We start from the raw sequence: 23,231 nt of genomic DNA on the forward strand, positions 1-23,231 counted from the left end.
AGGATGATGATTGATGCTGAAGAATGCCTGTGTTGCACACCGCGGCTGGAGCGGGAAAGCCCCTGAGAATACGGCGGCCGCTTTCCGGCTCGCCCTTGAGCACCCTATGATTTCTGCCATAGAGCTGGACGTCCATTTATCAAGGGATGGGATCCCTGTTGTCATTCATGATCACACGTTGGAACGGACAACAAACGGGAGCGGAAATGTGAAGGACCATACTGCCGCTGAACTGGCACTCCTTGATGCAGGCTCATGGTTCAGCCCTGAGTATTCCGGCGAAACGATATCCTCGCTGGAGGAAATCATTCAAATGGCCAAAGGAAAAAAGAAGCTTTTCATTGAGCTGAAGCAGATGGCCGGAATGTATGAAGGACTTGAAGAAAAAGTGGCAGGATTGATCAGGAAATATTCGCTCTATAAAGAGGCCCTGGTCATCTCTTTTGATCATCATTCACTTCTGAAGCTGAAAGAGCTGGATCCGACGATCCGCACCGGCCTGATTTACCTGGGTCATGCGACTCTCCTGGCAGAGCAGGCAGCTTATACGGGGGCAAGCCATGTATCCGTTCACTATGGCTTTCTCTCCCGTGGGCTGGTTGAATCTCTGCTGGACGCCCGAATTGAAATCGGCACATGGACAGTCAACGGCAAAGAAGCTTTGAAAAAGGTGCAGGACTTGGGCGGAAGCATCCAGATTACAACCAATCATCCGGAAATCATGGTCGGCCAGCCGGAAGAGCAAATGGAGGCAGCAGAATGAGTCAGGCAAAAATATCATTTATCATCCCTTCCTATAATGAAGCTGAGAATATCCCCAGGGTGCTGGAGGCAATCCGGACGGAAATGGCAAGCCTTTTTTATCAATATGAAATCCTGTTTGTGGATGACGGGAGCTCGGACGGCACGATGGAAACCATCCATCGGCTGGCTTTTCACCATGAGGAAGTCAAATTTATATCGTTTACAAGGAATTTCGGGAAGGAGGCGGCCATGCTTGCCGGACTCCGGAACGCAGAAGGTGATGCGGTCATCATGATGGATGCCGACCTTCAGCATCCGCCTTCCCTGATCTGCCAGCTGGTGAGGGGATATGAAGAAGGGTATGGGCAGGTAATTGCCAAAAGGAACCGTACGGGAGATTCTCCGGTGCGTTCATTCGTTTCCTCCTGCTTCTACCGGTTTGTGAACAGGGCAGTGGACGTGCAGCTGTCAGACGGTGAGGGAGATTTTCGGCTGCTGAGCAAAGAAGCAGCAAAGGCGCTCCTGCTGCTCAGTGAAGGAAACCGCTTTTCCAAAGGACTTTATTCATGGATCGGATTCGAGCAGAAAATAATAGAATACGAGAATGTCCAAAGGGAAGCAGGGGAGACAAAATGGTCATTCCCTAAACTGCTGAATTACGGGATTGATGGGATCGTTTCTTTTAACCACAAGCCGCTCAGGGCATGCTTTTATCTGGGCGCCTTTGTCCTTCTGCTTTCGCTCGGATATATCGGATTTACCTTTGTCCAGATCATGCAGCATGGAGTCTCTGTTCCCGGCTATTTCACGACCATATCTGCTGTCCTTTTCCTGGGAGGAATTCAGCTTGTCTGCATGGGAATCGTCGGTGAATACATCGGCCGCATTTATTATGAGACAAAGAAAAGGCCGCATTATCTGATTCAGCAGACCAATATTCAGCAAGCAAGCGAAAGAGGGGAGCAGCATGCGGTTCATACACAGTGAATTTTTCCGCTTTGCCGTGACCGGCGGGGTGAATACCCTGCACTATTATTCAGTCTATCTTGTTCTTCTCCATTGGGCAGGGTTCCATTATTTCCTTGCGCATAGTATAGGTTTCGCAAGCAGCCTGATTGGTTCTTTTTTCCTGAATACTCTATTTACATATAGGGTGAAGCCGACATGGGGGGCGTTCATCCGCTTTCCGCTGACACAGCTGTTCAATACGGGCATGACTGCATTCATCTTGTTCATACTTGTCGATGGGCTGAAGGTGAGCAGCAGCCTTGCACCGGTCATTGCAGTCGTCTTTACTTTGCCAGCTACTTTCATTTTAACGGGGAGAGTCCTGAAAACATCATGCAAAAAGCGCGAAGCTACATACCAAACTTATTAAAGTTTCTTCAGGCAGACAGATGGCCTAAGGCTGCCTTATTCTTCTTCTGTCTGCTGGCAGCTGTACTGAGCCATATGTTTTTTATTTCTGAGTGGTTCGAGGGCCGCTATATGACCGGGATGAACGATGGATTGTCGCAAATGCAGCCGTTCAAGCAGCTCTTGTATGAGCAGTACACCAGCGGGGAGTTTTTCTATTCGCCTGACTTCGGGTTCGGCGGGGGAACCTATACCCAGCTTGGCTATTATTTTGCTACTTCTATCTTCTTTCTAATTACGATGCTTGTAACCTATATACTTGAGAGTCTCGGCCTGATTGGGGCGCCGGATATTTTTTACTGGGCTGACATCATCCTCATTGTAAGCATCATCAGGCTGACAGGCATCCTGCTTCTGGCCTCCTATTATTTCAGGATGCTGGGAATGAAAGCACTGCCCGCCTTTACTGGCGCTGTCATTTACGGCACAAGCATCATTTACTTCAGGCATGTGACCTATTGGGAGTTTTTTGCCGACAGTATGCTCTGGCTGCTTCTCCTTCTGATCGGGATTGAAAGGATCATGCGGGGGAAGGGTTCCGGTTTATTCATAATAGCTGTATCCATCAGCTTATTTGACAATTTTTATTTTGCTTATGTTAATTTCCTGCTGTGCGGCGTTTATGTCCTGTTTCGCTGGATTCTCCCGTTTGATGGAAACGGGCGGGCCAAGCTGATCCAGCTGAAGCATTATATTATCGGGCTGGCCGCAGGATTCTGCATCAGCGGCTTTTCGTTTTTTCCTGCCGTATATGGCTATTTGAACAATTACCGACCTGCATATGAGGACCATATCCCTGCTTTTGAGTTTATTGACAATCTGCTGCTGAACGGAAGAATTGTTTATCTGCCGGCATTTGTTCTCATCTGCCTGCTGGTAAAGCCTTTATACAGGAACAGGCATTTCCGGTTTTTTGCTGCAATGACGATCGTTTTGTCCATCCTGCATTTCAGCCCGTTTATAGGCAGCTTGTTCAATGGTTTTTCTGCTCCACAGTACCGCTGGGAATATATGCTGTCGCTTGCAGCCGGCGGGGCGGCAGGAGCTGCACTCCCCCTGGCAGGCAGGCTCAAGCTTCTTCCGCTTGCATCAGCAGGAGCAGGTGCGGCTTTATTTTACATACTGTTCTATCATTTTGACCCTAAGCTGGAATTTGAAGAAGTGCAGGATGCTTATATGGCGATTGCAGCCTTCATTTCGGCTGCTGTTTTCCTTCTCGGGGCAGCCTTTTTCAGGAAAAAGGCCGGAGTACTGCTTTCAGCTGCTGTCATCCTGACCAGCGTGCTGATCCCGAATTTTTACCAGGAAGAGCGTTTGACCGTGACAGGGACGGAATACCGTGTATCAAAGGAGTTCATGAACAGCCGTGACTATAACGGTGCAGACCAGCAGGAGCTCATCCGGCTGGTACAGGAGGGTAACGCTGATCCTTTGGCAAGGATCGACTGGATGATCCCTTTAAGGAATAATACTCCGATTGTCCAGGATTTCAGAGGAATGAGTGTCTATTCCAGTATCTTAAATAAAGAGCTTCTATGGTTTTATCTCAGTGATCTTGAAATCGATATGGGGCGTGAGAGCGTCAGCCGCTATGCTTCCCTTGGGGACCGGGCCAACTTGTACAGCATCCTCATGGGAAAATATTATATTGCTGAGAAGGGAGATGCCTCCATTCCTTACGGCTTTAAGAGAATAGCTTCTGCCGGCGGTTATGAGGCTTATGAAAATGAAAACCTCCTGCCTTTTGTGCGGACGGCTGACAGCGTTTATCTGGAAAAAGATCTGAAAGGAAGTTCCCCTTCGGCAAAGGAACAGGCGATGCTGAAAGGAATCGTTCTTGAAAAGGGAACAGCAAATGCTCCGATACCGGACAGCACAAATCTAATTTCGCAGGCGGAAATCAAGCCTTTAAACGCCGAGTATGCGGGAGGAAAACTCAAGGTCAGCGGTGAGGAAGGCGGCATTGATTTATTGATCAGTAGAAGAAATCCTTCTGCAAAAGACTATTTGGTTGGCTTCAATATTGATGGCATCAACAACAAGGATGAATTTATCCTTGAGGTCAATGAGTTCCAGACAATCAGGAAAGAAGAAGGGTCTATATACCGGACGGGTGTGGATGACCTGATCATAAGGGTCAAGGCAGCGGACCAGATTTCCCTTAGGATGCCAAAGGGAGAATATCATTTAAAGGACTTTAAGCTTTATGAAGAAACCTTTGAGGTGCTGGAAAATGTGAAAAAAGAAGAACGCCGCCATGTTCCGCCAGAGGCAGAGTGGTCAGGAAACCGTCTGTCATTTGAACTTCAAAATGAAGGCGGGCATTATGCAATCATTCCGCTGCCTTTTGAAAAAGGCTGGCGCTTAAAGATTAATGGAGAGGAAGAAGAGCTGCTGAAGGCCAATTATGCATTTACAGGCTTCCGGCTGCAGGAAGGTCAGAACAGGATCGAGATGGTCTATTATCCGCCGTATTTCTTTCAGCTGCTTGCACTCTCTTTTGCAGCAATGAGCATTTGCCTTGCTGCCCTCTTTAAAAAAACAAGGCGCATGCCCGTATGCCATATCAATGTTAGTTCTTAATGTGAAAGAGTAAGTTAATTCCAGAAATAGTTGGAAATTGAAGGAACAATCTATATGTGTGAAGAATATATCTCACTATGTATGTATACAAATGTGTACATACAAAATAGGAGGTGTATGCAGTGGAAAAAGACTTTCGCAAAAAAACATTTCGAGGTGCCAAGATTGAAGATATGATCTTGGAATTAGAGAAACTTAGCTCATTATGTGAAGAGAAATCTAAAAGTAGTGAACAATTAGAAAGGCAGCGTTTCTATGAAGGAATGGCTATTGCTTATACTACTATTGCAGTGAAATTAAAAGGAGACTTCGACTATATTGAACCAAAAGTAATTGATGAATTGTACAATGCCTTAGAGAAAACTTCAAATCCAAATAGTTTAAGCAATACAGAACACGGTACCACTTGTTCTTTTTGTCGTAGAAGTAAAGAAGAAGCCGGAGAATTAGCTATGGGACCAGGAGTTTCTATATGTATTGAATGCTTAGAGTTTGGTGCTGAAGTTATAAAAACACAATCCACAGAAGTATAATTCATTAACAAGCAATTTGGAAACCTTATAAGGTTTTTCTTATCTCTAATTAATTATCAACATTCATATTTAACACAGCCAATAAAAAAAGGAGACCCCCGCTAAAAGGGTCTCCCGCTCCACAAAGGCCCGCTATTGCTGCCTGTTCTGGAGCTGCTGCTCTCCGAGGGCGACAAGGCGCTTTGTCATCTCGCCGCCGACAGAGCCGTTTGCCCGCGCGGTCGTTTCAGCACCAAGCTCAACTCCAAACTCATTGGCTATTTCTTGCTTCATCTGATCAAGTACATTAGCTGAACCAGGAACCAACAGTTTGTTTCTTGCCATGATCCATCACTCCCGACGAAGGATTGAACAATGGGTATTGTTCTTTTTTAACTTAACCTGATGCAGGCTTCATGATACAGACAATCGGGGAAAGCATGCCTGAGCATCCGCCTGAGGGTTTTGGGATAAGATGTGCTAGTATGGGGATAGTTAAGAAATGAGGTGTCCAGGATGAAAATAGAAGTATGGTCGGATTTTGTCTGTCCGTTTTGTTATATAGGAAAACGCCGCCTGGAAGGGGCATTGATGGATTTCCCTTACCGGGATCAGGTAGAGGTGGAGTTCAAGAGCTTTGAGCTCGATCCAAATGCCGCTCCTTACTCTGGGAGAAGCATTCATGAGGCACTCGCTGAAAAATATGGCATGAGCATCGAGCAGGCGAAGCAGGCCAATGTGGGAGTGGGGCAGCAGGCGGCAAGCGTCGGCCTGACCTTCAATTTTGACGAAATGAAGCCGGGAAATACCTTTGATGCCCATAGACTGGCTAAATTCGCGAAAACAAAGGGAAGGGAAGCTGTTCTGACGGAAAAGCTCCTTAATGCCTATTTCACAGAATCAAAAAACATAGGAGATCACGAGGAGCTGGCTGGTCTTGCGGAAGCAGCAGGACTGGACAGGGAAGAGGCGCTCAGCATTCTGAAGGATGAAACAGCTTATGCCAATGATGTCCGCATTGATGAAGGCATTGCCCGGCAATATGGCGTTACAGGAGTCCCGTATTTTGTCATCAACCAGAAATATGCCATCTCAGGCGCCCAGCCTGCGGAAACCTTTGCCAGCGCTCTGCAGAAGGTATGGGAAGAAGAAAATCCTGTAGTGAAATTGCAGGAATTGTCCCCGGAAGGTGCGGCTGATGCCAGCTGTACGGATGGAAGCTGCATCGTTCCGGAAAAAGAATAGATTGAAACAGACTAAAAGGGGTTCGAAATAGAGATATTTCGAACCCCTTTTCTTTAAAAACTTTCAGCAAAATCAACCAGCATCTCCTTGTATACATGAACAGACTCCGGCAGTACATATTCTTTATCGCCATGCCAATGCAGTCCGCTCGGTCCGAATTCGATGGCCGGTATGCCGTAGTTGGCAAAGAAGACGGTATCGGCAGAGCCATGCTGTCCGAAAAAGACCGCTTCATCTTTAATATGCCGATCAACGACCGGCTTCAGCTTTAAGATGAATGGGTTGTCCCTTGCTGTTTGCAGCGGTTTGCTGAACATGCTGACAAGCACTTCCCCGTCTGTAATCGATTCAATCTGTTTAACGATTTCATCCTTATCCTGGCCGGGCAAATAGCGGATGTCGTAAAAAAGCTCGCATTTTTCCGGGACTTTATTATATACATCGCCTCCGCGGATTTTGGCCAGGTTGATGGAAGGGGAAGGATAGAATTCGGAGCTTTCTTTGGCAAAAGGGAGCTCCTTCAGCTTTCCATGGACTTCATATGCCCTTTCAATCGCATTGATGCCTTCCCATGGCCGGCTTCCGTGGGCCGGATCTCCATCAATGGCAATTTCGAGGCGCATGACGCCCTTTGCCTGGAGGGCGATTCCAAGCTGGGTCGGCTCTGAGCAGATGACAAAATCGCCGCGGTATCCATTTTCGGCAAGGTAGCCGGAGCAGTTGAACCCGCCGATTTCCTCATCAGAAACGATCTGAAGCTGAAGCTTGACCCCAAGCGGCGCCTCCTTCAGCTCTTTGAAGGCGCACATCATCGCTGCCACGCCAGCTTTCATATCGGCGGCCCCTCTGCCATAAATCTTGTCTATCACCTCTACGGGGATGAATTGATCTTCTTTGCCTGAAACAACATCTACATGGCCGTTCCAGACAATGGTTTCATTGCCGCTCCCTATCTCTGAAACAAGCATTTTGTAGCCGTTATTTTCAATGATATGTACAGGGAGCCCGTGGCCCTCAAGCCAGTGCCCGCAATAGGCAACAGCTTCATTGGCCCCTTCTTTGTCCGAGCTGTTGATGCTGATCAGCTCTTTCAGCAGGTTTTCCAGCATTTTTTTCCCTACCTCCTCTGTCTATGGGTTATAGGACTTATACCCTGTATTCTCGAGTTTAAAAGGGAAAAAGCCTCTTTCTAGTCTTCTGAAAGAGGCAGTTCTATCTTTTCTATTTCTTTGCCATTCAGTTTCACGCTGTACAGATGATACTCGGGCGACCCTTTAGCAAAACGCTTATCGACCATAAAGTATACACGGTCACCATCAGCACTGAATACCGGCCTGTCTGTATACTCCCCTAAATGGGTAAGCTGGGCTTCCTCTCCGGAATCCACATCCATTTTATACAGCTCATATTCATAGGTTCCTCCTTCATCAGAGTTACTGATGGATTGAAAAATCATTGTGTCTCCATCAGGAGAGAAGGTGAAATCAAAAACATCCATTTTTCTGTCAGGATCACCTGCTATCTTCATGCTATCAGGGTTATCTATGGGGATTTCAAATATGCGCTGCTTCACCTCAAAGGTTTCTTCAGGTGTATCAGCACCCTGGTCATCATCCATCTGGATAAAAACACTGTTTTCTCCCGGACTGAGCTGGAGGCTGTGCATAGAATAGCTCTTCAGATCAGTTATTTGCTTATGTTCGCCTTCAGCCGGATTAAATGACCAGACATCAAGGTCATGCGGCCGTTTGCTGGCAATAGGTGAATAGTTCTGAAAGGTGCCGGCGCGCAAATAATAGAGAGTATCATCAACAGGAGAAAATTCAGTTTCCGTGATAAGCTCATTCTCGGTAAAAGCATCTGTGACCTGCTTTGTCGATAAATCAAGAATATGGATGGTGGTTTTAAACGCTGTATCTTCATCCTGCTGTTTATTGGTGGAAATGAAGCTTAGCAGAGATCCGTCATAGGAAAAGCTCGGATCCAGGATCATTCTTGAGCTGTCCAGGGAAAATGCCTCAGCATTGATATCTTTTTCCTTGTTGTACAGCATAAGGCTTGGTTTGCCATCTTTGTAATTTACATAAGCAATCGTATTCTGTGAGGATATATCATATTGATTGGTAATCCCATTCTGCTTTTCATTTTCAGATTTATCCAGATTAAGCCCGAGGAGGATAAGCAGGAGCGTGATGCCTCCAATAAATGAAAACAGCAGGATGATACTTTTCTTTTTCATGAAAAGCTCCTTTCTAGTAAAACAGGGCAGGCGCGTAGATAAGTGCCAGGCCTGCCAGGATGGCGATGAAGGGAATCGCCGAGAGTCCGTATGCCAGTTTCTTATTTTTTCCTGCAACCTTGATCTGGATCACATAGAGGATGACCCAGAAGAGTATCGGGCTTAAAGAAATCAATATGACCGGGTGCAGGCCTATCATGATAAGCCCTCCCCAGGCAAAAAAGAGGCAGGCAGCTGTGATCAGGACGCCGGCGGTAATATTGATGGCATGAAGCTTTTTCAAAGTTTTATCCATCTTGCCGCTGCTGGCGCTGAAATCATACAGTGTCGTCCGATAGACAAGGACAATGGCAAGAAGGATATTGAGCCAATCCCAGATCGAAAGTCCGAGTGAGATGCTATGATCCAGATTGCTGGCCAGCAGATAGCCGGCCGCATAAACAAGGATATGCAAAATCAGCAGGGAGTTCATCCAGAGCTTCCGGTTCAGGTGGAAAACCTGGTTCACGGCAAGGAAAAGAATCATGGAACTCGCGCCCATGGAAAGCAGCAGCCAGCCGATATGGGCATCTCCATTGATCAAAAGCTGTCCCAGATAAGCGCCTATTGTAAAAAGGATGGAAGAGATGGCAAGCGTCAGCATCATTTCTTTTCGGTATGGAAAGAGAGACTGCTGAATCTGGCTTCCGATTTCCCCTTCCTCGCCAAACTGTTCCATCGCTTTCTGTTCGGCTTCGCTTTCACTGAAGCCCTGTTCCTGGAAGTGCTCTTTTGAAAGCTGCAGATGTACCATAAGCTCCTCGAATAGATCTTCTTTTTCTTCTTTGGAGCATTCGGTATGCTGGACAATTTTCATGACAAAACGTTCAAGCTGCGATTTCACGTTAATCCCCCCGAGCTTTTGCGGATCATGTTTTCGATCAGGCTCCAGTCCTTTCGCTTCTTTTCCAGCTCCTGCAGGCCGTCCTCAGTAATACGGTAATATTTCCTTCTCCCTGCTGCGGTTTCGCTCCAGTATGACTCTGCAAACTTCTTTTTCTCCAGGCGCTTGAGGGCAGGGTAGAGAGTGCCTTCACCCATTACATAAGCTTCATCGGAGATTTCCTTAAGGATTTTTGTGATTTCATAGCCATATAAATCCTTTTGGGCAATGAGCGATAAAAGCAGGAGATCTGTACTCCCTTTCATCATTTCCTTATCCATTTCCATCACCTTTTTCCTAATGTTACTAACAGTGTAATACGATGTACCTCGTATTGCAAGGGTTAATCTTATAGTTTTATCTATACTTGTATAGGTTTAAAGACTCAGGGGTGTAGGTCTTATAGCATGTTATCCAGAGACTTATTAACAGGGAAAACATGAACAGAAAAGTATTCCACAGACATATCCACATTATCCACAGAATTATCAGAAGTTTTGCTCATTATTATGTTAACCGATTAAAGCGTTAGTAAATATGAGATTATTTAGATTATCCACAAAATTCACAGGGTTGTGGATACTTTTTATTCACAGAGTAAAAAGAATATGAACATATTGTGAAGTGCGTTGCAGAAAGGAAAAACATGGAGTATATTAAAAGTGTAGAAAGTAAGTGAAGATATTCACAAACTTTCTTGTAAAAGCTGGCCGGCTTAATTATTTTTTGTTTAGTATTGTGAAGTTATTCACAAAATAACAAAGCGGGAGACGATGATCATGAAAGTGCTGAAAACTCCACAGGCAGCGGCAATATGGACTGTATTAAGAATATGGCTCGGCATTCAATGGATTGAAGCGGGATGGCATAAACTCGCTGATGGCTTTGATGCAGGGGGATTCCTGCAGGGGGCGATCGCCCAGGCAGGAGGGGACCATCCAGCTGTACAGGGCTGGTATGCCGGATTCCTCGAGCACTTTGCTCTTCCGAATGTTGGATTGTTCAATGTTCTGATACCTTGGGGAGAACTTCTGGTTGGAGCCGGGCTTGTACTTGGGGCAGCAACCATTCCTGCCCTGATTGCGGGTGCATTCATGAATCTTAACTTTCTTCTGGCCGGTACAGTAAGCACGAATCCGATTTTATACACAGCAGCGGTCCTCCTCTTATTCGCAGGCGGGGCAGCCTATTACTGGGGTGCTGACCGCATCATGATTCCTTATTTTAAGAACATGGCAAAGAAGAAGAAAACGGCCGTTTTTGCGAAAAGGCATGCCCACGGGCACTAGGAAAGAGAAAAGCAGCAGGTTCTGGACCTGCTGCTTTTTTTATGCTGAGAGAGTGCGGGCAAATGCCCTCAGCCGGTCAGCGGCTGTTTTTGGCGCGCTGGTCGGCAGCTTTTGAACGTGCCATTGCTTCTAAATCATCATGGTCTGCAAGGTCGCGGTCAAATTCGACATCCAGTCCATCTGATTTCATGTTCTTCGGAACTTGTGGAAGTGATGCTTTGTTTTTATCCCGAGTTTTGTGTCCATGTGCACGGCCCATTCGAAAAACCCCTTTCAACAATAAAAGTACGGAATTGGCTTCCGTACTCTTAGCTTGCACCCTATCAAGGCAATTATGAGCATTTTGCATCAATGCTTGGATTTTTTCTTCGTAAAGCCGCCGGCCTGGTCTGCCAGCTTGAACTCCCTGGAGTAAACAACCTCCTGCATGCTTGACAATGTACTCTTGGACTTATCTTTCGATTTTTTATCCATCAGGCACCATCCCTTTCCGAAAAAATGAACTCCTTTTCTTAATTTTTCCTAAAAAGGAAGGAATCATACCTTCTTAATAAATATCTTTCAGTGCTTCCTCAAGCCCAGGATAGCGGAAACTGAATCCGGCAGCCTCCAGCTTAGCAGGAAGAACGCGCTGCCCCTCGAGCACCAGCTTGCTCATTTCCCCAAGAGCGAGCTTAAGTGCAAAGGCTGGAGCAGGAATCCAGTGGGGGCGGTCGAGGGTGCTTCCCAAGGTCCTGCCAAAGTCCTTCATTTGGACAGGATGGGGGCTCGTAAAATTAACCGGGCCGCTTAGGTTTTTATTTTCCATGGCAAACATAATGCCCCTTGCCACATCTTCAAGATGGATCCATGAAACCCACTGATTGCCGCTGCCGAGATTGCCTCCTGCAAAAAGTTTATAGGGAAGAGCCATCCGGGGGAGCGCCCCGTCATTCTTTTCAAGAATGATCCCGAATCGGCAGAATGCGGTGCGGACATCCCATCTGCCTGCCTCTGCCGCCTTTTCTTCCCACTGTTTAACAGTCTGAGCCAAAAAGTCCCCCGCCGGTTCTTTATTACTTTCTGTAAACGTCTCTGTTTCCGAAGTGCCATAGTAGCCAACTGCACTGGCATTGATCAGAGCCTCAGGCTTTTCTTTTAGCTCACTGATTATGTTCAGGACAGCCTCTGTGGCATCCAGCCTGCTTTTAATAATCCTTTTCTTACGTTCTTCCGTCCATCTGCCGCTGTTGATCGATTCGCCAGCCAGGTTGACGATATAATCAATCTCTTTCAGCTGTGCCGCCGGATTGTCACCTTCATTCAGCCACTGGACATAGTGAATATTGTTTCCGTTCTTTTTTCCTTCTGTGCTCCTCGTCAAAATGAAAACCGTGTGGCCCGATTCTGCGAGCTTCTTCACAAGGGCATGCCCGACAAAGCCGGTTCCGCCTGTAATCGCTATTCTCATGGGTGGACCTCCTTTTCCTATACTGTATTTATACGCTTTTTCCTGTGTAAACTCCTTTTCCAGGCTGCAGTTTGCAAGTGATGCAGCACATTGTGATAAAGTGGAGAGAGAGGTGAAGAGGATGCCGGTAATCACAAAAATATCAGTCCAGCAAAAAAGGAAGGACCGCTATAACATTTTTATGGATTATGGCAAGGGTGAGCAGTATGCCTTCAGTGCCGATGAAGATGTCATCATCAAATTCGGCCTGAAAAAAGGGATGGAGCTTGACGCGCTCTCCCTGACCCAAATAGAATTTCAGGATGAAATCAGAAAAGCTTATAACCAGGCTATTCATTATTTATCCAGAAGAATGAGATCGGAAACAGAGGTAAGGAAGCATCTTGCTGAAAAAGAAACAGATGAAAGCATCATCAATGAAGTCATCGTTAAGCTGTACGAATATAAATTTCTGAATGACAACGAATTTGCCATCGCTTATGTGAGGACACAGGCCAATACGTCTGATAAAGGCCCTGACGTCATTAAACGGGAGCTGAAGGAGAAGGGGATATCACAGCCTGATATAGAGGAAGCCATACAGGAGTTCCCTGTTGAGGACCAGGTCGAAGCAGCAGTAAAGCTGTGCCAGAAATATGCAAAAAAGTACAGCAGGGAATCACAGAGGCTTCTGAAACAGAAGCTTGAGCAGATGCTCCTCAGGAAAGGCTATCCTTTCTCCGTAATCAATATTGCCGTCGAAGAGACAGAGTTTGAGGAAGACGATGACGGCGAAATGGACGCCATCCGCTATCAGGGAGAAAAAGCCCATCGGAAATACGAAAAGCTGCAGGGCTATGAATATAGGCAAAAAATGAAGCAGGCACTCTTTAGAAAAGGATTTCCGATTGAATTGATTGACCGGTTCCTTGAGGAAAAGGAAGAGGAAGAATAGAAGACAGGCAGCGGGTATTTGCGCTGCCTGTTTTTTTGTTCTACATCCAATCATTTTCCGGATTCAATCACAATCTTCTCTTCAAAACGGTTCTCGGTAATTATGCCGGCTACCTCAGCAGGTGAGCGGAGGCGTGAGCGGTCTGAAATATAGTTGTTATGATCCCAAAATGGGGTGTCCATGCCGCCCATATATACTGCCTGGATCAGGACCGGATCGTTTTCGTATTCTTTCTGCAGGCTTTCAGTAAAGCCCCGGGCCGCGAATTTGCTGGCACAGTATGCAGCTTCATTTGCTTTGCCGCGCAGCCCGGCAGTTGAAATGATATTCATAAGGAAGCTGCCCTTCTTTTGCTTGATAGCAGGGAGGAGTGCCTGTGCCATGTAGATGGTGCCCATCAGGTTGACTGTGAGCATATCATGGAGCTCCTCGTCCTTCAGGTCTTCAAAAGGACCGAAATGCCCAACGCCGGCATTGTTGATCACACCGTACAAATCAAATTGCTCTGGCAGTCCCGCAGCTTTCTCCTTTACTTCAGCCGGCTTGCTTATATCAAGAATCAGGATATCCGCCTTTCCCCCCTGGCTGGAGATTGCTTCTTTCGTTTCCTGGAGAGCTGCTTCACGCCTTCCGGATAGTATGATATGGAAACCAAGGCCGGCGTATTTAAGGGCCAGCTCCTTTCCAAGACCGGTGCCAGCGCCGGTGATGATAACTGATTGCATGTTGAGTCCTCCTTCAAGGGTAAAGTCCTTTATTTATACAGCTCTTTTCACTATACTAAAAAAAGATGAAGTTTTCCTCCGGCAGGCCGGACACAGGAATAAAAAAGGATGGATTATAATGGCGCAGGAGAAAAGATACAGTCAGCTTTCCCAGTACGAACTGCAGCAGGAAATCGCCAGCTTGCATGAACAGGCGAGAAAGGCTGAACAAATGGGCATGCTCAGTGAATTTGCTGTCCTCGAGAGAAAAGCCGTCATGGCCAAAGCATACCTTCTTGATCCGAAGGACTTTAAAGCAGGGGAGATTTATGAAGTGGATGGCGATCCCGGCTCATATTTTAAAATAGATTATTTGAATGGTGTGTTCGCCTGGGGCTTCAGGCTGCATGGCGGAAAGGAGGAAGAGGCGCTTCCGATTTCCATGCTGAAGGAATTAAAGGAAAATCAGAGCGGAGAGCTCTGATTTCCCTGCAGGCTAGGCCTGTTTCCTTGTTTGCCTTTTCAGAATAATGAGGTCCTGCGATTGCTGGGTCTGCCCATTTACCTGGGCATGTGCATGCTTCGGGCGGTAAAAGGGACCAGTAAACGGACTGGAATAAGGATTGTTATCAAAAAACTTTTTAGAGTTTCCCATAATCAAACCTCCTCATTATTGGTTAAAATAATTCAGGTGTATCATCTGTACGGTTTGATGACGCCCGCATGCGTTCCTGCGGATGGGTGTTGATTGACCCGTCTGCGCGTTTTGAAGCATATTCTGCTTTCGCGCGCGGTTCGCCTTCAAACTTGTTATGATTCTGATTTGGGAAATTTTTTGCTTTGTTCCGCATTCGTTTCCCCTCCTCGAGGTATGCTTGCGCGTGCTGCCTTGATTAGCCGCGCAAGAATAGTATGTGTTTAAAAAAGCAGGCTTATGAACGAAATGCAATAACAATAATATTTGGCAAAGAGGTGCTGTCTATGTTTGAAACACAAGAAAGACTGGTTGAGCTTCTCATGGAGAAAAACGGCAACCTTTCCTACGGCCAGGCCCGGACATGGGTAGAGCTTTTGTGGGATGATTTTGAAACGACCCGTGCAAAAGCGGGCTATGAGTATAAAGGAAGCCAGATGACAGACAGGATTGTCAGGCAGTGGATTGAAAACTACGGTGCAAGGCTGCATGACTTTGTTGCCAGCAATCCAAAATATAAGAATTTGCTTGAGCAGAAACCGGATGATAAAAATCTCCATTAAAAAAGATGGCAAATATGCCATCTTTTTTAATTTGGTATAATATCGAGCTTCTTCCGCAGCTTTTCCTCACTGAAAATCCACCCTGTATAAGAAGAAATGATATTCAGGTCATTGTCCAGCTGGACGACGGCAACGAATGGGTAATGTCCGTTGCTGCGGTATCTGAGATCAATGAACCGGACTTCGAATGAGTCCTCGAGATCTTCTACCTCCCACCTGTATACAGGGGAGAAGGAAAGAAATGCCGACAAATTTTTATCCTTTTTGGCAGCTTCCAGCACAGGAGTCTGAGGTACCGGTACCCTGTTGAACTGATCCAGGATATCGATATGCCCATTATTGGCCCGGCCGACAAAGAATTGATGTTCAGTCATGATGGCAAGCCTCCACTGATGGAATTTCATGGTCGGGGCGATGATGATTTCCGTACTGTCAGGAATAATCGCTTTCACCGCTTTCAGGACGGCCCGCTGGGCAAGGAACCGGATGATATAGTATGCAATCAGTACGGCATAGATTGCCAGGAATGTATAGCCGGGATGTGCACCCAGTATCCATATGAACAAACCGGCAACATGGATGCCGAAAATGAACGGGTCAAATGTATTGATGATCCCAAGTGCAACCCATTTGGAAGAAAATGGCCTTAAAGCCTGTGTCCCATAAGAGTTAAATATGTCGACAAAAACATGGAGGAATACGGCCCCAAATGTCCAAATCCATAGGTGAAGCAAATTTGCTTCAGGGAAGAATGGATAAATGACCGCGAGTATTGCAAGCGGCCACAGGATGACAGCCGGGATGCTGTGCGTGATTCCCCTGTGATTCCGTATATAGACTGCATTGTTTCTAAGCTTTAATACTGTATCAATGTCAGGGGCCTGAGAGCCGATGAGCGCCCCGATCATGACGCCCGTCGCTGTTGCTGTGCTATCTGCTACAACGGGGTCCAGAGTGGCAAGCCCGCCGAGTGCAAAGCCCATGACCACATGTGTGCCTGTATCCAAGAGGAAAGAACCTCCTTCCATGGAATAATCTGAAGTTGCGCTGTTTCTGTATTTTATCAGTAAAAAGCTTGTCATCAAAGCCATTAATGGTTTACGTTAAAGGAGCTGCCAATATAATGATGAAGCATGAAGTCCAAATGTTTTTGCAGTACGAAGTTCATCCAGCAGATTTGAATCTTTTTAAAAGCACTATCGAAAAAATCGCAGCGCTTCTCCCTGTGTATGAAGCAGCTGACATTTCGTTCGTCTACTCTGGGGCTGAACATGAGCCTTCGTTCGTTACGGAAACCTGCTCACTGCCGACAGAAGCCCATTATTTCGCGCTGAAAAAGCTGAGAAGCTCATGCGGGCACTCTGCATTCGGCTGCCTGGACAGCTTCATACCCGGCGGTCTCGAAGAAATCCGATTCTGGGCTTTGAAAAAGAAACTTTAATATTATATTCCCATATTTCATGGAAGTTTAACATCCGGAGGATCAAAATTGAAAAAAACAGCATTAGCCAACTTAGATGCATTTAATAAAGAAACCTTCCGCCAGGACCTGATCGGCTGGTTTGAACAGGAACAGCGGACACTGCCATGGAGGCAGGATCAGGATCCCTATAAGGTATGGGTATCGGAAATCATGCTCCAGCAGACAAGGGTCGACACAGTCATTCCATATTTCAACCGGTTCATCGAACAATTTCCGACAATCGAGGCGCTTGCAGAGGCTGAGGAAGACAAGGTGCTGAAGGCGTGGGAGGGGCTTGGCTATTATTCAAGAGCCCGGAACCTGCAGGCAGCTGTAAGGGAGGTTCATGAACATTACGGCGGCAGGGTTCCTGATAATCCGAAGGAAATTTCCTCATTAAAAGGGGTCGGCCCTTATACGGCAGGGGCCATTTTGAGCATAGCCTACGGCATTCCGGAGCCGGCCGTCGACGGAAATGTAATGAGGGTGCTGTCAAGAATTCTCTCCATCTGGGAGGATATTGCAAAGCCTGCAACCCGCAAGATTTTTGAAGAGGCGGTGCGGGAGCTCATTTCACACGAAAACCCATCATTCTTCAACCAGGCACTCATGGAATTGGGTGCGCTCATCTGCACCCCGACGTCGCCATCCTGCCTGCTGTGCCCAGTCCGTGAGCATTGCCATGCTTTTTATGAAGGCAAGCAGAGTGAACTGCCGATAAAGACAAAGAACAAAAAGCAGAAGGATGTCCAGATTGCCGCTGTCGTGCTGCGGGACAGAGAGGGCAGATACCTGATCAGGAAAAGGCCTGAAAAGGGCCTGCTGGCCAATCTGTGGGAGTTTCCCAATACTGAAATCAGCCTTGCTTTCCTGCATGAAAAAGATCAGCTGGCAGAACTGATCAAAGAGCAGTATGGCGCCATAATAGAAACAGCTGAGATGACAGGACAGATCGACCATGTGTTCACCCACCTAACATGGCATATCCATGTTTATAAAGGGACACTGCTTTCCCTGGAAGAAGAACGGAGCGATCTGAAGCTTGTAACCGAAGAAGAGCTGAAGGAATTTGCCTTTCCGGTTTCCCATCAGAAAATGCTCAAGCACGTGCAGGAGCATAAATAGAACAGCAGGGGGCAGCCCTGCTGTTTTTTTGTGAATTAGGAAACAAGGATTTTTCGCTTTTCTACTTGTCCAGCTCCGGGCGCTGGAACCTCGAGTCATAAGCCAAACAGGCCAGAAGGTAAAGAACAACCTTCCGACCTGCTCGTCTTATGCATGAGGCCCACAGATGCGGGTCATGCGGACGTTGCCACAGGACGTGGCGCTCTTAGTCCGCGTTCCTCTATTGAACAAGGCTTTTCCGCATGTCTACTCGTAACTGACCCGTGTCCCATGTGTATAGTCAGCTTCCTGCCTTTTAAGGCCGCCGCGGTTTTCGATTTCTTCTATGATTTCACGGTGGATGGTTTGTCCCTCTGCATTGAGGTAGGGAACTACCTGCTGCATGGAGTGATGGAAGAAGGCCAGTTCGCTGTCCTTCCATTCCGTCTTTTTCACCATGGTTAGTTCAGTCATATCCCTTCCGACGTACATACTTTCATTCCTTTCTCTTTGAGCCTGTTGTTTAAGAATAGTGTTATAATCCTGTTTGCCAGATATACATGGAAAAGATAAAATGAAAACAAATGAAACAGGAAAGGAATTACGATTCATGACACAAAAAGTAGCACTTGTAACAGGAAGCAGCCGGGGCATCGGGAAGGCGACTGCCATTTCCCTTGCCAAGGAAGGATATGATATTGTCATCAATTATGCCAGGAGCAAAAAGTCTGCACAGGAAACAGCAGAACAAATTGAAGCTCTTGGCAGAAAAGCCCTGATCGTAAGGGCCAATGTTGGAGATGTAGAGAAGATTAAGGTTCTTTTCCAGGAAATCAGGAATGAATTCGGCCGGCTGGATGTATTTGTGAATAATGCGGCATCCGGTGTTCTTCGCCCTGCTATGGAGCTTGAAGAAAGTCATTGGGATTGGACGATGAACATCAACAGCAAGGCCCTGCTGTTCTGTGCACAGGAAGCAGCCAAATTGATGGAGGAGAGCGGGGGCGGCAAGATTGTCAGCATCAGCTCGCTCGGCTCGATCCGCTATCTGGAAAACTATACAACAGTCGGTGTATCAAAGGCGGCACTGGAAGCATTAACCCGCTACCTGGCTGTTGAGCTCGCGCCGATGAATATCGCTGTCAACGCAGTCTCCGGGGGTGCAGTCGACACAGAGGCATTAAAGCATTTCCCAAACCGGGAAGACCTTTTATCTGAGGCAAGGGAGAAGACGCCGGCAGGGCGGATGGTTGAGATTGAAGATATGGTCAACGCAGTCATGTTCCTGCTGTCCGATAAATCAGGCATGATCAGGGGGCAGACCATCATAGTCGACGGAGGAATCTCCCTGCTCGTATAATAAGTTTAAATTAGAATTTTTTTCCTGAAAATTAAAGGATATTTTCTCTGCGGCTGGTTAAATTAATAGTCGTGGAGGTGATTAACAATGGCAAACAGACAAAACCAAACTCAAGCTGGCACTAACATCCAGGAAGTGCGCCAGCAAAACGCCCAAGCTTCTCAAGGCCAGCAAGGTCAATTCGGCACTGAGTTCGCTAGCGAAACAAACGCTCAAGAAGTACGTCAGCAAAACCAGCAGGCTGAAGCCCGCAAAGGTCAAAACGCTGGCAGACAAAGCCGCTAATTGTACGGGAAGGCACTCTTTTATCCGCAAAGAGTGCCTTCTTTTTATTTTGCTCTTTTCGCATTAAATGCTGTTATTTGAGTGCCATACCCTCCCGGAAAGCCAACCTTCCCGGACCTGGATGAGGGAGTCAGTGTCAGGTTGAAAAATAAGAGGAGAAATCCCCCTATTTTCAAAAAAACTCTAAAAATAGCTCAAATAGACGGAGAAATTCCGTCTATTGACTCAAAAAACTGGAAAATGGGCAACTTCGCTCCACTTAACCGGAAATTCTCCGCTAATTTATACCCATCCGTACTATATTCAGCAGCTTAACCGTAGAATCTCCGCTTATTTTGAGGGCTTGCTAATGTAAAATAAAAAGCGCTTTTGAAAAAGTTTAGAAGGCAGAACCCGGCTTCGAACATTGTCCAGCTCCAGCGCCTAGCCCCTCGAGGTCACAAGCCACCCTTCCAAAAAGGAAAAGATCGCCTTTCCGGGAGGGGTGTCTTCTGCTTGTCGGGGATGAACAAGGCGCTTCCGCTTTTCCCTATTCGACAAAACTTCCTTTCAATCAGCAGAACTAGTCAAAGGAAAGATTGGGGCAAAGCCGAAATACATAGGTAGAATCTGAAATTGGGACGGTGACCTGTATGAGTACTTTTGACCTGCTGGTATCTGAACAGATGAAAACGATGGAAAAGCTCCTGTTTCTTCAGTCAGAACTGGAACGCTGCCAGGAAATTGAGCATGAGCTTAAGATAATCCAGGAGGAAACGGAGCTGGAAAGCGTCCAGTTTGAAATCCACCGCATGAAAGAGGAATTGCGCGAGATCCACCGGGTGTTTGAAACCCAGACGGAAGAGGTAATAAGGTCGTACCAGGAAGTGAATCTGACCTGCGGCTGAGAGATAGGCAGCAGGGAAGGCCGGGAAACAGGCTGGATCCTTGTGCTTCAAGAGTGACTATATGGGATAGATAGGGCCATTGAGAGATTTTCAATGGCTCTTTGTTTTAAATTCTTTCTTTAACCGTTATAATAATAGGAAATAATACGTTCTTTGTTGCCTTTTGTCGTTTTAGGAAACTTGTGCAAGTCATTTGATAGGTTGCAAAGCGTTTGGGAATGAAAGTAGGGGAGAAGAAATGGGCGTACCCATCGAAGGAGAACCGATGCAAATACACAGCTACAAACACAATGGGCACATCCATCGCGTCTGGGAGGAAACGACTGTCCTAAAAGGGACACAAAGTCTTGTGATCGGAGGAAATGACAGGACGATTGTAACCGAATCCGACGGAAGGACCTGGGTGACCCGGGAGCCGGCAATCTGTTATTTTCATTCACAGTACTGGTTCAATATCATTGGTATGATCCGGGAGGATGGCGTGTATTATTACTGTAATATCAGCTCTCCTTTTATATTTGACGGCGAAGCGCTGAAGTATATTGATTATGACCTGGATATCAAGGTTTTTCCGGATATGACATTCAATCTTCTTGATGAAGATGAATATGAGCGGCACCGGAAGGAAATGAACTATCCTGAAGTCATCGACCGGATATTAAAAGCGAATGTCGATAAGCTGATCCAGTGGATCCGCCAGCGGAAAGGGCCTTTTGCGCCGGATTTTATCGACATTTGGTATGAGAGATATTTAACCTACAGACGCTGATATTAAGGATAAAAAATGCCTATGTAGCACCTGTTGACCTTGTTTCAACAGGTTTTTATCTGTTTAAAAGAGGTATTCTATAGAGAGAGCATTAAGGGGGGCAGCAATTGGACAGCATCAAAAGATATATGAAGTTTGTTAAGCCGTACCGGCTGCAAATTATCGGCACACTTTTAATCGGCATTATAAAATTTGCCATTCCGCTTTTGATTCCGCTTTTAATTAAATATGTAATTGATGATATCGTCGGGAATGATTTACTGTCCCAGAGCGGAAAAACGGAAAGGCTGCTATGGATCATGGGAGCCATGATTGTCATTTTTGTGCTGGCCCGTCCGCCGATTGAGTATTACCGGCAGTATTTCGCACAATGGACAGCAAGCAAAATCCTTTATGATATCCGTGATAGTCTGTTTCACCATATCCAGAAGCTCAGCTTCAAGTTTTATTCCAATAACAGGGCAGGGGAAATCATTTCAAGGGTCATCAATGATGTGGAACAGACAAAAACCTTTGTAGTGACAGGCCTTATGAACCTATGGCTTGATATTGCAACAATTATTATAGCGGTCGTAATTATGTTCAATATGGATATTACACTGACGATTGTTTCTCTGATTCTTTTCCCATTCTATGCTTTCAGTGTCAGGTATTTCTTCGGGAACCTGAGAAAACTGACCCGTGTGCGTTCACAGGCGCTGGCCGAGGTTCAGGGATATTTGCATGAACGTGTCCAGGGAATGGCCGTTGTAAAGAGCTTTGCCATTGAAGATCATGAGCAGAAGCAGTTTGACAGCCAAAATAAAAATTTCCTGGAGAAAGCCATCGACCATACAAAATGGAATGCGAAGGCTTTCGCTGTCGTTAACACCATAACCGATATAGCGCCATTGATCGTCATCGGCTATTCAGGCTATTTGGTTATACAGGACGACTTGTCGATTGGAACAATGATGGCGTTTATCGCCTATATTGACAGGCTTTATAATCCGCTTCGCCGGCTTGTCAATTCTTCCACCACCCTGACGCAGTCGATTGCATCCATGGACCGGGTGTTTGAGCTGGCTGATGAAAAGTACGACATTGATGACTCGCCGGACAGCATTGAAGTGACCAATGTGAAGGGCCATATTCAATTCAACCATGTGGACTTCTCATATGATAAGGAAGAAGAAACTGTGTTAAAGGATATCTCCCTTGATGTCCGGCAGGGAGAAACGATTGCACTCGTTGGGATGAGCGGAGGAGGAAAATCTTCCTTGATCAGCCTGATTCCCCGTTTCTACGACGTCACAAAGGGGGAAATCCTGCTTGATGGGACGGATATCAGGCGGTTTAAGGTACGTTCTCTCCGTGATAAAATCGGAATTGTATTGCAGGATAATATCCTTTTTAGTGAATCCGTTAAAACCAATATCCTTCTCGGCAAGCCGCATGCGAGTGATGAAGAAGTGATTGCAGCTGCCAAGGCAGCCAATGCACATGATTTCATCATGAACCTCCCGGAAGGTTATGAGACTAAAGTCGGGGAAAGGGGTGTCAAGCTGTCTGGGGGGCAAAAGCAGCGGGTGGCCATCGCAAGGATTTTCCTGAAGAATCCGCCGATCCTGATTCTTGATGAAGCTACATCGGCTCTTGACCTGGAAAGCGAGCATCTCATCCAGGAGGCTTTGGAAAAGCTGGCTAAAGACAGGACCACATTCATTGTAGCCCACCGGCTCTCCACGATTACCCATGCCGATAGGATTGTCCATATCGAGAATGGGGAAATTGCCGAAATCGGCAATCATGAAGAACTTATGGCCAGACAGGGTCATTATTATAACTTATTCCAGGTACAGCAGCTGGAGCATTAAGAAAACCCTCCTCTTCTACAGAAGTAATCTTGTAGAAGGGGAGGGTTTTTTCCAATTTAATACAGGTAATTTTGCTCATATAGCAAAACACCAGAGCATATGATTGGAAAAGCCGCTTTCATTTACTGGATTTATTTAGTATTCCTAAATACTATTTCAAAGATTTAATATATTTAAATAATTTGGAAAAATCAGTAGACTTGTTTAATCTTT

General features: G+C 46.3%; 30 protein-coding genes. 17 read left to right on the forward strand and 13 right to left on the reverse strand.

What is annotated here, in order from left to right; genetic code table 11:
- Positions 1-13: 13 nt before the first annotated feature.
- From CYJ37_RS21225 to CYJ37_RS21245, 5 genes are all read left to right on the forward strand, one after another.
- A complete protein-coding gene (locus CYJ37_RS21225) occupies positions 14-763 on the forward strand; it encodes a glycerophosphodiester phosphodiesterase (RefSeq protein ID WP_101551672.1) in 750 nt (249 codons plus the stop codon).
- Positions 760-1,731, forward strand: coding sequence for a glycosyltransferase family 2 protein (locus tag CYJ37_RS21230; RefSeq protein ID WP_009795176.1), 972 nt, complete (start codon positions 760-762; stop codon positions 1,729-1,731). Before CYJ37_RS21225 ends, CYJ37_RS21230 begins: the two co-directional genes overlap by 4 nt.
- Positions 1,712-2,122 carry a GtrA family protein gene (locus CYJ37_RS21235; protein WP_009795177.1) on the forward strand — a complete coding sequence of 137 codons (411 nt, stop codon included), beginning with the start codon at positions 1,712-1,714 and terminating at the stop codon, positions 2,120-2,122. Before CYJ37_RS21230 ends, CYJ37_RS21235 begins: the two co-directional genes overlap by 20 nt.
- Entirely contained in the window at positions 2,086-4,743 is a 2,658-nt protein-coding gene (locus CYJ37_RS21240) for a YfhO family protein (RefSeq protein ID WP_101551674.1), read from the forward strand. The genes CYJ37_RS21235 and CYJ37_RS21240 overlap by 37 nt, the downstream gene beginning before the upstream one ends.
- Before the next feature lie 122 nt (positions 4,744-4,865).
- Entirely contained in the window at positions 4,866-5,276 is a 411-nt protein-coding gene (locus tag CYJ37_RS21245; RefSeq protein WP_009795180.1) for a ClpX C4-type zinc finger protein, read from the forward strand.
- Between the two features lie 132 nt (positions 5,277-5,408).
- Here the strand turns inward: CYJ37_RS21245 and CYJ37_RS21250 are convergent, their stop codons facing one another.
- Positions 5,409-5,600 (reverse strand): alpha/beta-type small acid-soluble spore protein, encoded by a 192-nt coding sequence (locus CYJ37_RS21250; RefSeq protein ID WP_009795181.1) that lies wholly within the window; start codon positions 5,598-5,600, stop codon positions 5,409-5,411.
- Between the two features lie 171 nt (positions 5,601-5,771).
- Between CYJ37_RS21250 and CYJ37_RS21255 the strand changes: the two genes are divergently transcribed.
- Positions 5,772-6,500 (forward strand): DsbA family oxidoreductase, encoded by a 729-nt coding sequence (locus tag CYJ37_RS21255; RefSeq protein ID WP_094769053.1) that lies wholly within the window; start codon positions 5,772-5,774, stop codon positions 6,498-6,500.
- A gap of 53 nt (positions 6,501-6,553) precedes the next feature.
- Here CYJ37_RS21255 and CYJ37_RS21260 read toward each other — a convergent pair whose 3' ends face one another.
- The 4 genes from CYJ37_RS21260 to CYJ37_RS21275 all read right to left on the reverse strand — a co-directional run bounded on the left by CYJ37_RS21260 (position 6,554) and on the right by CYJ37_RS21275 (position 9,942).
- Positions 6,554-7,609, reverse strand: a complete 1,056-nt coding sequence (locus tag CYJ37_RS21260) for a M20 family metallopeptidase (RefSeq protein WP_101551677.1) — start codon at positions 7,607-7,609, stop codon at positions 6,554-6,556.
- Between the two features lie 80 nt (positions 7,610-7,689).
- Positions 7,690-8,739, reverse strand: a complete 1,050-nt coding sequence (locus tag CYJ37_RS21265) for a TolB family protein (RefSeq protein WP_101551679.1) — start codon at positions 8,737-8,739, stop codon at positions 7,690-7,692.
- Positions 8,740-8,752: 13 nt separating this feature from the next.
- Complete coding sequence (locus tag CYJ37_RS21270; RefSeq protein WP_009795185.1) at positions 8,753-9,622, reverse strand: permease prefix domain 1-containing protein; 870 nt, start codon at positions 9,620-9,622, stop codon at positions 8,753-8,755.
- The gene (locus CYJ37_RS21275) at positions 9,619-9,942 is read right to left on the reverse strand and encodes a PadR family transcriptional regulator (protein WP_165352669.1); all 324 of its coding nucleotides are present in this window, start codon (positions 9,940-9,942) and stop codon (positions 9,619-9,621) included. Before CYJ37_RS21275 ends, CYJ37_RS21270 begins: the two co-directional genes overlap by 4 nt.
- A 498-nt stretch (positions 9,943-10,440) precedes the next feature.
- On the opposite strand from CYJ37_RS21275, the gene CYJ37_RS21280 reads away from it, so the two are divergent.
- The gene (locus CYJ37_RS21280; protein ID WP_101551683.1) at positions 10,441-10,950 is read left to right on the forward strand and encodes a DoxX family protein; all 510 of its coding nucleotides are present in this window, start codon (positions 10,441-10,443) and stop codon (positions 10,948-10,950) included.
- Between the two features lie 76 nt (positions 10,951-11,026).
- Here the strand turns inward: CYJ37_RS21280 and CYJ37_RS21285 are convergent, their stop codons facing one another.
- The 3 genes from CYJ37_RS21285 to CYJ37_RS21295 all read right to left on the reverse strand — a co-directional run bounded on the left by CYJ37_RS21285 (position 11,027) and on the right by CYJ37_RS21295 (position 12,400).
- A complete protein-coding gene (locus CYJ37_RS21285; protein ID WP_022543504.1) occupies positions 11,027-11,209 on the reverse strand; it encodes a YfhD family protein in 183 nt (60 codons plus the stop codon).
- Positions 11,210-11,298: 89 nt separating this feature from the next.
- Entirely contained in the window at positions 11,299-11,424 is a 126-nt protein-coding gene (locus CYJ37_RS21290) for a YfhE family protein (RefSeq protein WP_009795189.1), read from the reverse strand.
- 73 nt (positions 11,425-11,497) lie between these two features.
- Positions 11,498-12,400 (reverse strand): TIGR01777 family oxidoreductase, encoded by a 903-nt coding sequence (locus CYJ37_RS21295; RefSeq protein WP_101551685.1) that lies wholly within the window; start codon positions 12,398-12,400, stop codon positions 11,498-11,500.
- Between the two features lie 121 nt (positions 12,401-12,521).
- Between CYJ37_RS21295 and recX the strand changes: the two genes are divergently transcribed.
- Positions 12,522-13,334 (forward strand): recombination regulator RecX, encoded by an 813-nt coding sequence (gene recX / locus CYJ37_RS21300; protein WP_101551687.1) that lies wholly within the window; start codon positions 12,522-12,524, stop codon positions 13,332-13,334.
- Positions 13,335-13,384: 50 nt separating this feature from the next.
- Here recX and CYJ37_RS21305 read toward each other — a convergent pair whose 3' ends face one another.
- Positions 13,385-14,059, reverse strand: coding sequence for an SDR family NAD(P)-dependent oxidoreductase (locus tag CYJ37_RS21305; protein WP_009795192.1), 675 nt, complete (start codon positions 14,057-14,059; stop codon positions 13,385-13,387).
- A gap of 118 nt (positions 14,060-14,177) precedes the next feature.
- On the opposite strand from CYJ37_RS21305, the gene CYJ37_RS21310 reads away from it, so the two are divergent.
- Complete coding sequence (locus CYJ37_RS21310; protein WP_035403156.1) at positions 14,178-14,522, forward strand: YfhH family protein; 345 nt, start codon at positions 14,178-14,180, stop codon at positions 14,520-14,522.
- 12 nt (positions 14,523-14,534) lie between these two features.
- On the opposite strand, the gene CYJ37_RS21315 is transcribed toward CYJ37_RS21310, so the two are convergent.
- Positions 14,535-14,693, reverse strand: coding sequence for a YpzG family protein (locus tag CYJ37_RS21315; protein ID WP_009795194.1), 159 nt, complete (start codon positions 14,691-14,693; stop codon positions 14,535-14,537).
- 22 nt (positions 14,694-14,715) lie between these two features.
- Positions 14,716-14,889, reverse strand: coding sequence for a small, acid-soluble spore protein K (locus CYJ37_RS21320; protein WP_009795195.1), 174 nt, complete (start codon positions 14,887-14,889; stop codon positions 14,716-14,718).
- A 130-nt stretch (positions 14,890-15,019) separates the two neighbouring features.
- On the opposite strand from CYJ37_RS21320, the gene CYJ37_RS21325 reads away from it, so the two are divergent.
- A complete protein-coding gene (locus tag CYJ37_RS21325) occupies positions 15,020-15,295 on the forward strand; it encodes a YfhJ family protein (protein WP_094769046.1) in 276 nt (91 codons plus the stop codon).
- 26 nt (positions 15,296-15,321) lie between these two features.
- Here the strand turns inward: CYJ37_RS21325 and CYJ37_RS21330 are convergent, their stop codons facing one another.
- Positions 15,322-16,302: a metal-dependent hydrolase gene (locus CYJ37_RS21330; protein ID WP_101551689.1), complete on the reverse strand. Its 981-nt coding sequence runs from the start codon at positions 16,300-16,302 to the stop codon at positions 15,322-15,324.
- Positions 16,303-16,418: 116 nt separating this feature from the next.
- Here CYJ37_RS21330 and CYJ37_RS21335 point away from each other — a divergent pair, with 116 nt between their 5' ends.
- Positions 16,419-16,736 (forward strand): hypothetical protein, encoded by a 318-nt coding sequence (locus CYJ37_RS21335; RefSeq protein ID WP_022543508.1) that lies wholly within the window; start codon positions 16,419-16,421, stop codon positions 16,734-16,736.
- A 48-nt stretch (positions 16,737-16,784) separates the two neighbouring features.
- Entirely contained in the window at positions 16,785-17,882 is a 1,098-nt protein-coding gene (gene mutY / locus CYJ37_RS21340; protein ID WP_009795199.1) for an A/G-specific adenine glycosylase, read from the forward strand.
- A gap of 246 nt (positions 17,883-18,128) precedes the next feature.
- Here the strand turns inward: mutY and CYJ37_RS21345 are convergent, their stop codons facing one another.
- Positions 18,129-18,353, reverse strand: a complete 225-nt coding sequence (locus CYJ37_RS21345) for a hypothetical protein (RefSeq protein WP_009795200.1) — start codon at positions 18,351-18,353, stop codon at positions 18,129-18,131.
- 118 nt (positions 18,354-18,471) lie between these two features.
- Between CYJ37_RS21345 and fabL the strand changes: the two genes are divergently transcribed.
- From fabL to CYJ37_RS21370, 5 genes are all read left to right on the forward strand, one after another.
- Entirely contained in the window at positions 18,472-19,221 is a 750-nt protein-coding gene (gene fabL, locus CYJ37_RS21350; protein WP_035403162.1) for an enoyl-[acyl-carrier-protein] reductase FabL, read from the forward strand.
- 87 nt (positions 19,222-19,308) lie between these two features.
- The gene (locus CYJ37_RS21355; protein ID WP_009795202.1) at positions 19,309-19,506 is read left to right on the forward strand and encodes a gamma-type small acid-soluble spore protein; all 198 of its coding nucleotides are present in this window, start codon (positions 19,309-19,311) and stop codon (positions 19,504-19,506) included.
- Between the two features lie 632 nt (positions 19,507-20,138).
- Positions 20,139-20,393 (forward strand): YgaB family protein, encoded by a 255-nt coding sequence (locus CYJ37_RS21360; RefSeq protein WP_009795203.1) that lies wholly within the window; start codon positions 20,139-20,141, stop codon positions 20,391-20,393.
- A 238-nt stretch (positions 20,394-20,631) separates the two neighbouring features.
- The gene (gene ntdP / locus CYJ37_RS21365; RefSeq protein ID WP_009795204.1) at positions 20,632-21,162 is read left to right on the forward strand and encodes a nucleoside tri-diphosphate phosphatase; all 531 of its coding nucleotides are present in this window, start codon (positions 20,632-20,634) and stop codon (positions 21,160-21,162) included.
- 107 nt (positions 21,163-21,269) lie between these two features.
- Positions 21,270-23,018: an ABC transporter ATP-binding protein gene (locus tag CYJ37_RS21370; protein WP_009795205.1), complete on the forward strand. Its 1,749-nt coding sequence runs from the start codon at positions 21,270-21,272 to the stop codon at positions 23,016-23,018.
- The last annotated feature ends 213 nt before the right edge of the window (positions 23,019-23,231 follow it).

The organism is Bacillus sp. UMB0728, assembly GCF_002858875.1.
GTDB classification, from domain to species: Bacteria; Bacillota; Bacilli; order Bacillales; family Cytobacillaceae; genus Bacillus_AB; species Bacillus_AB infantis.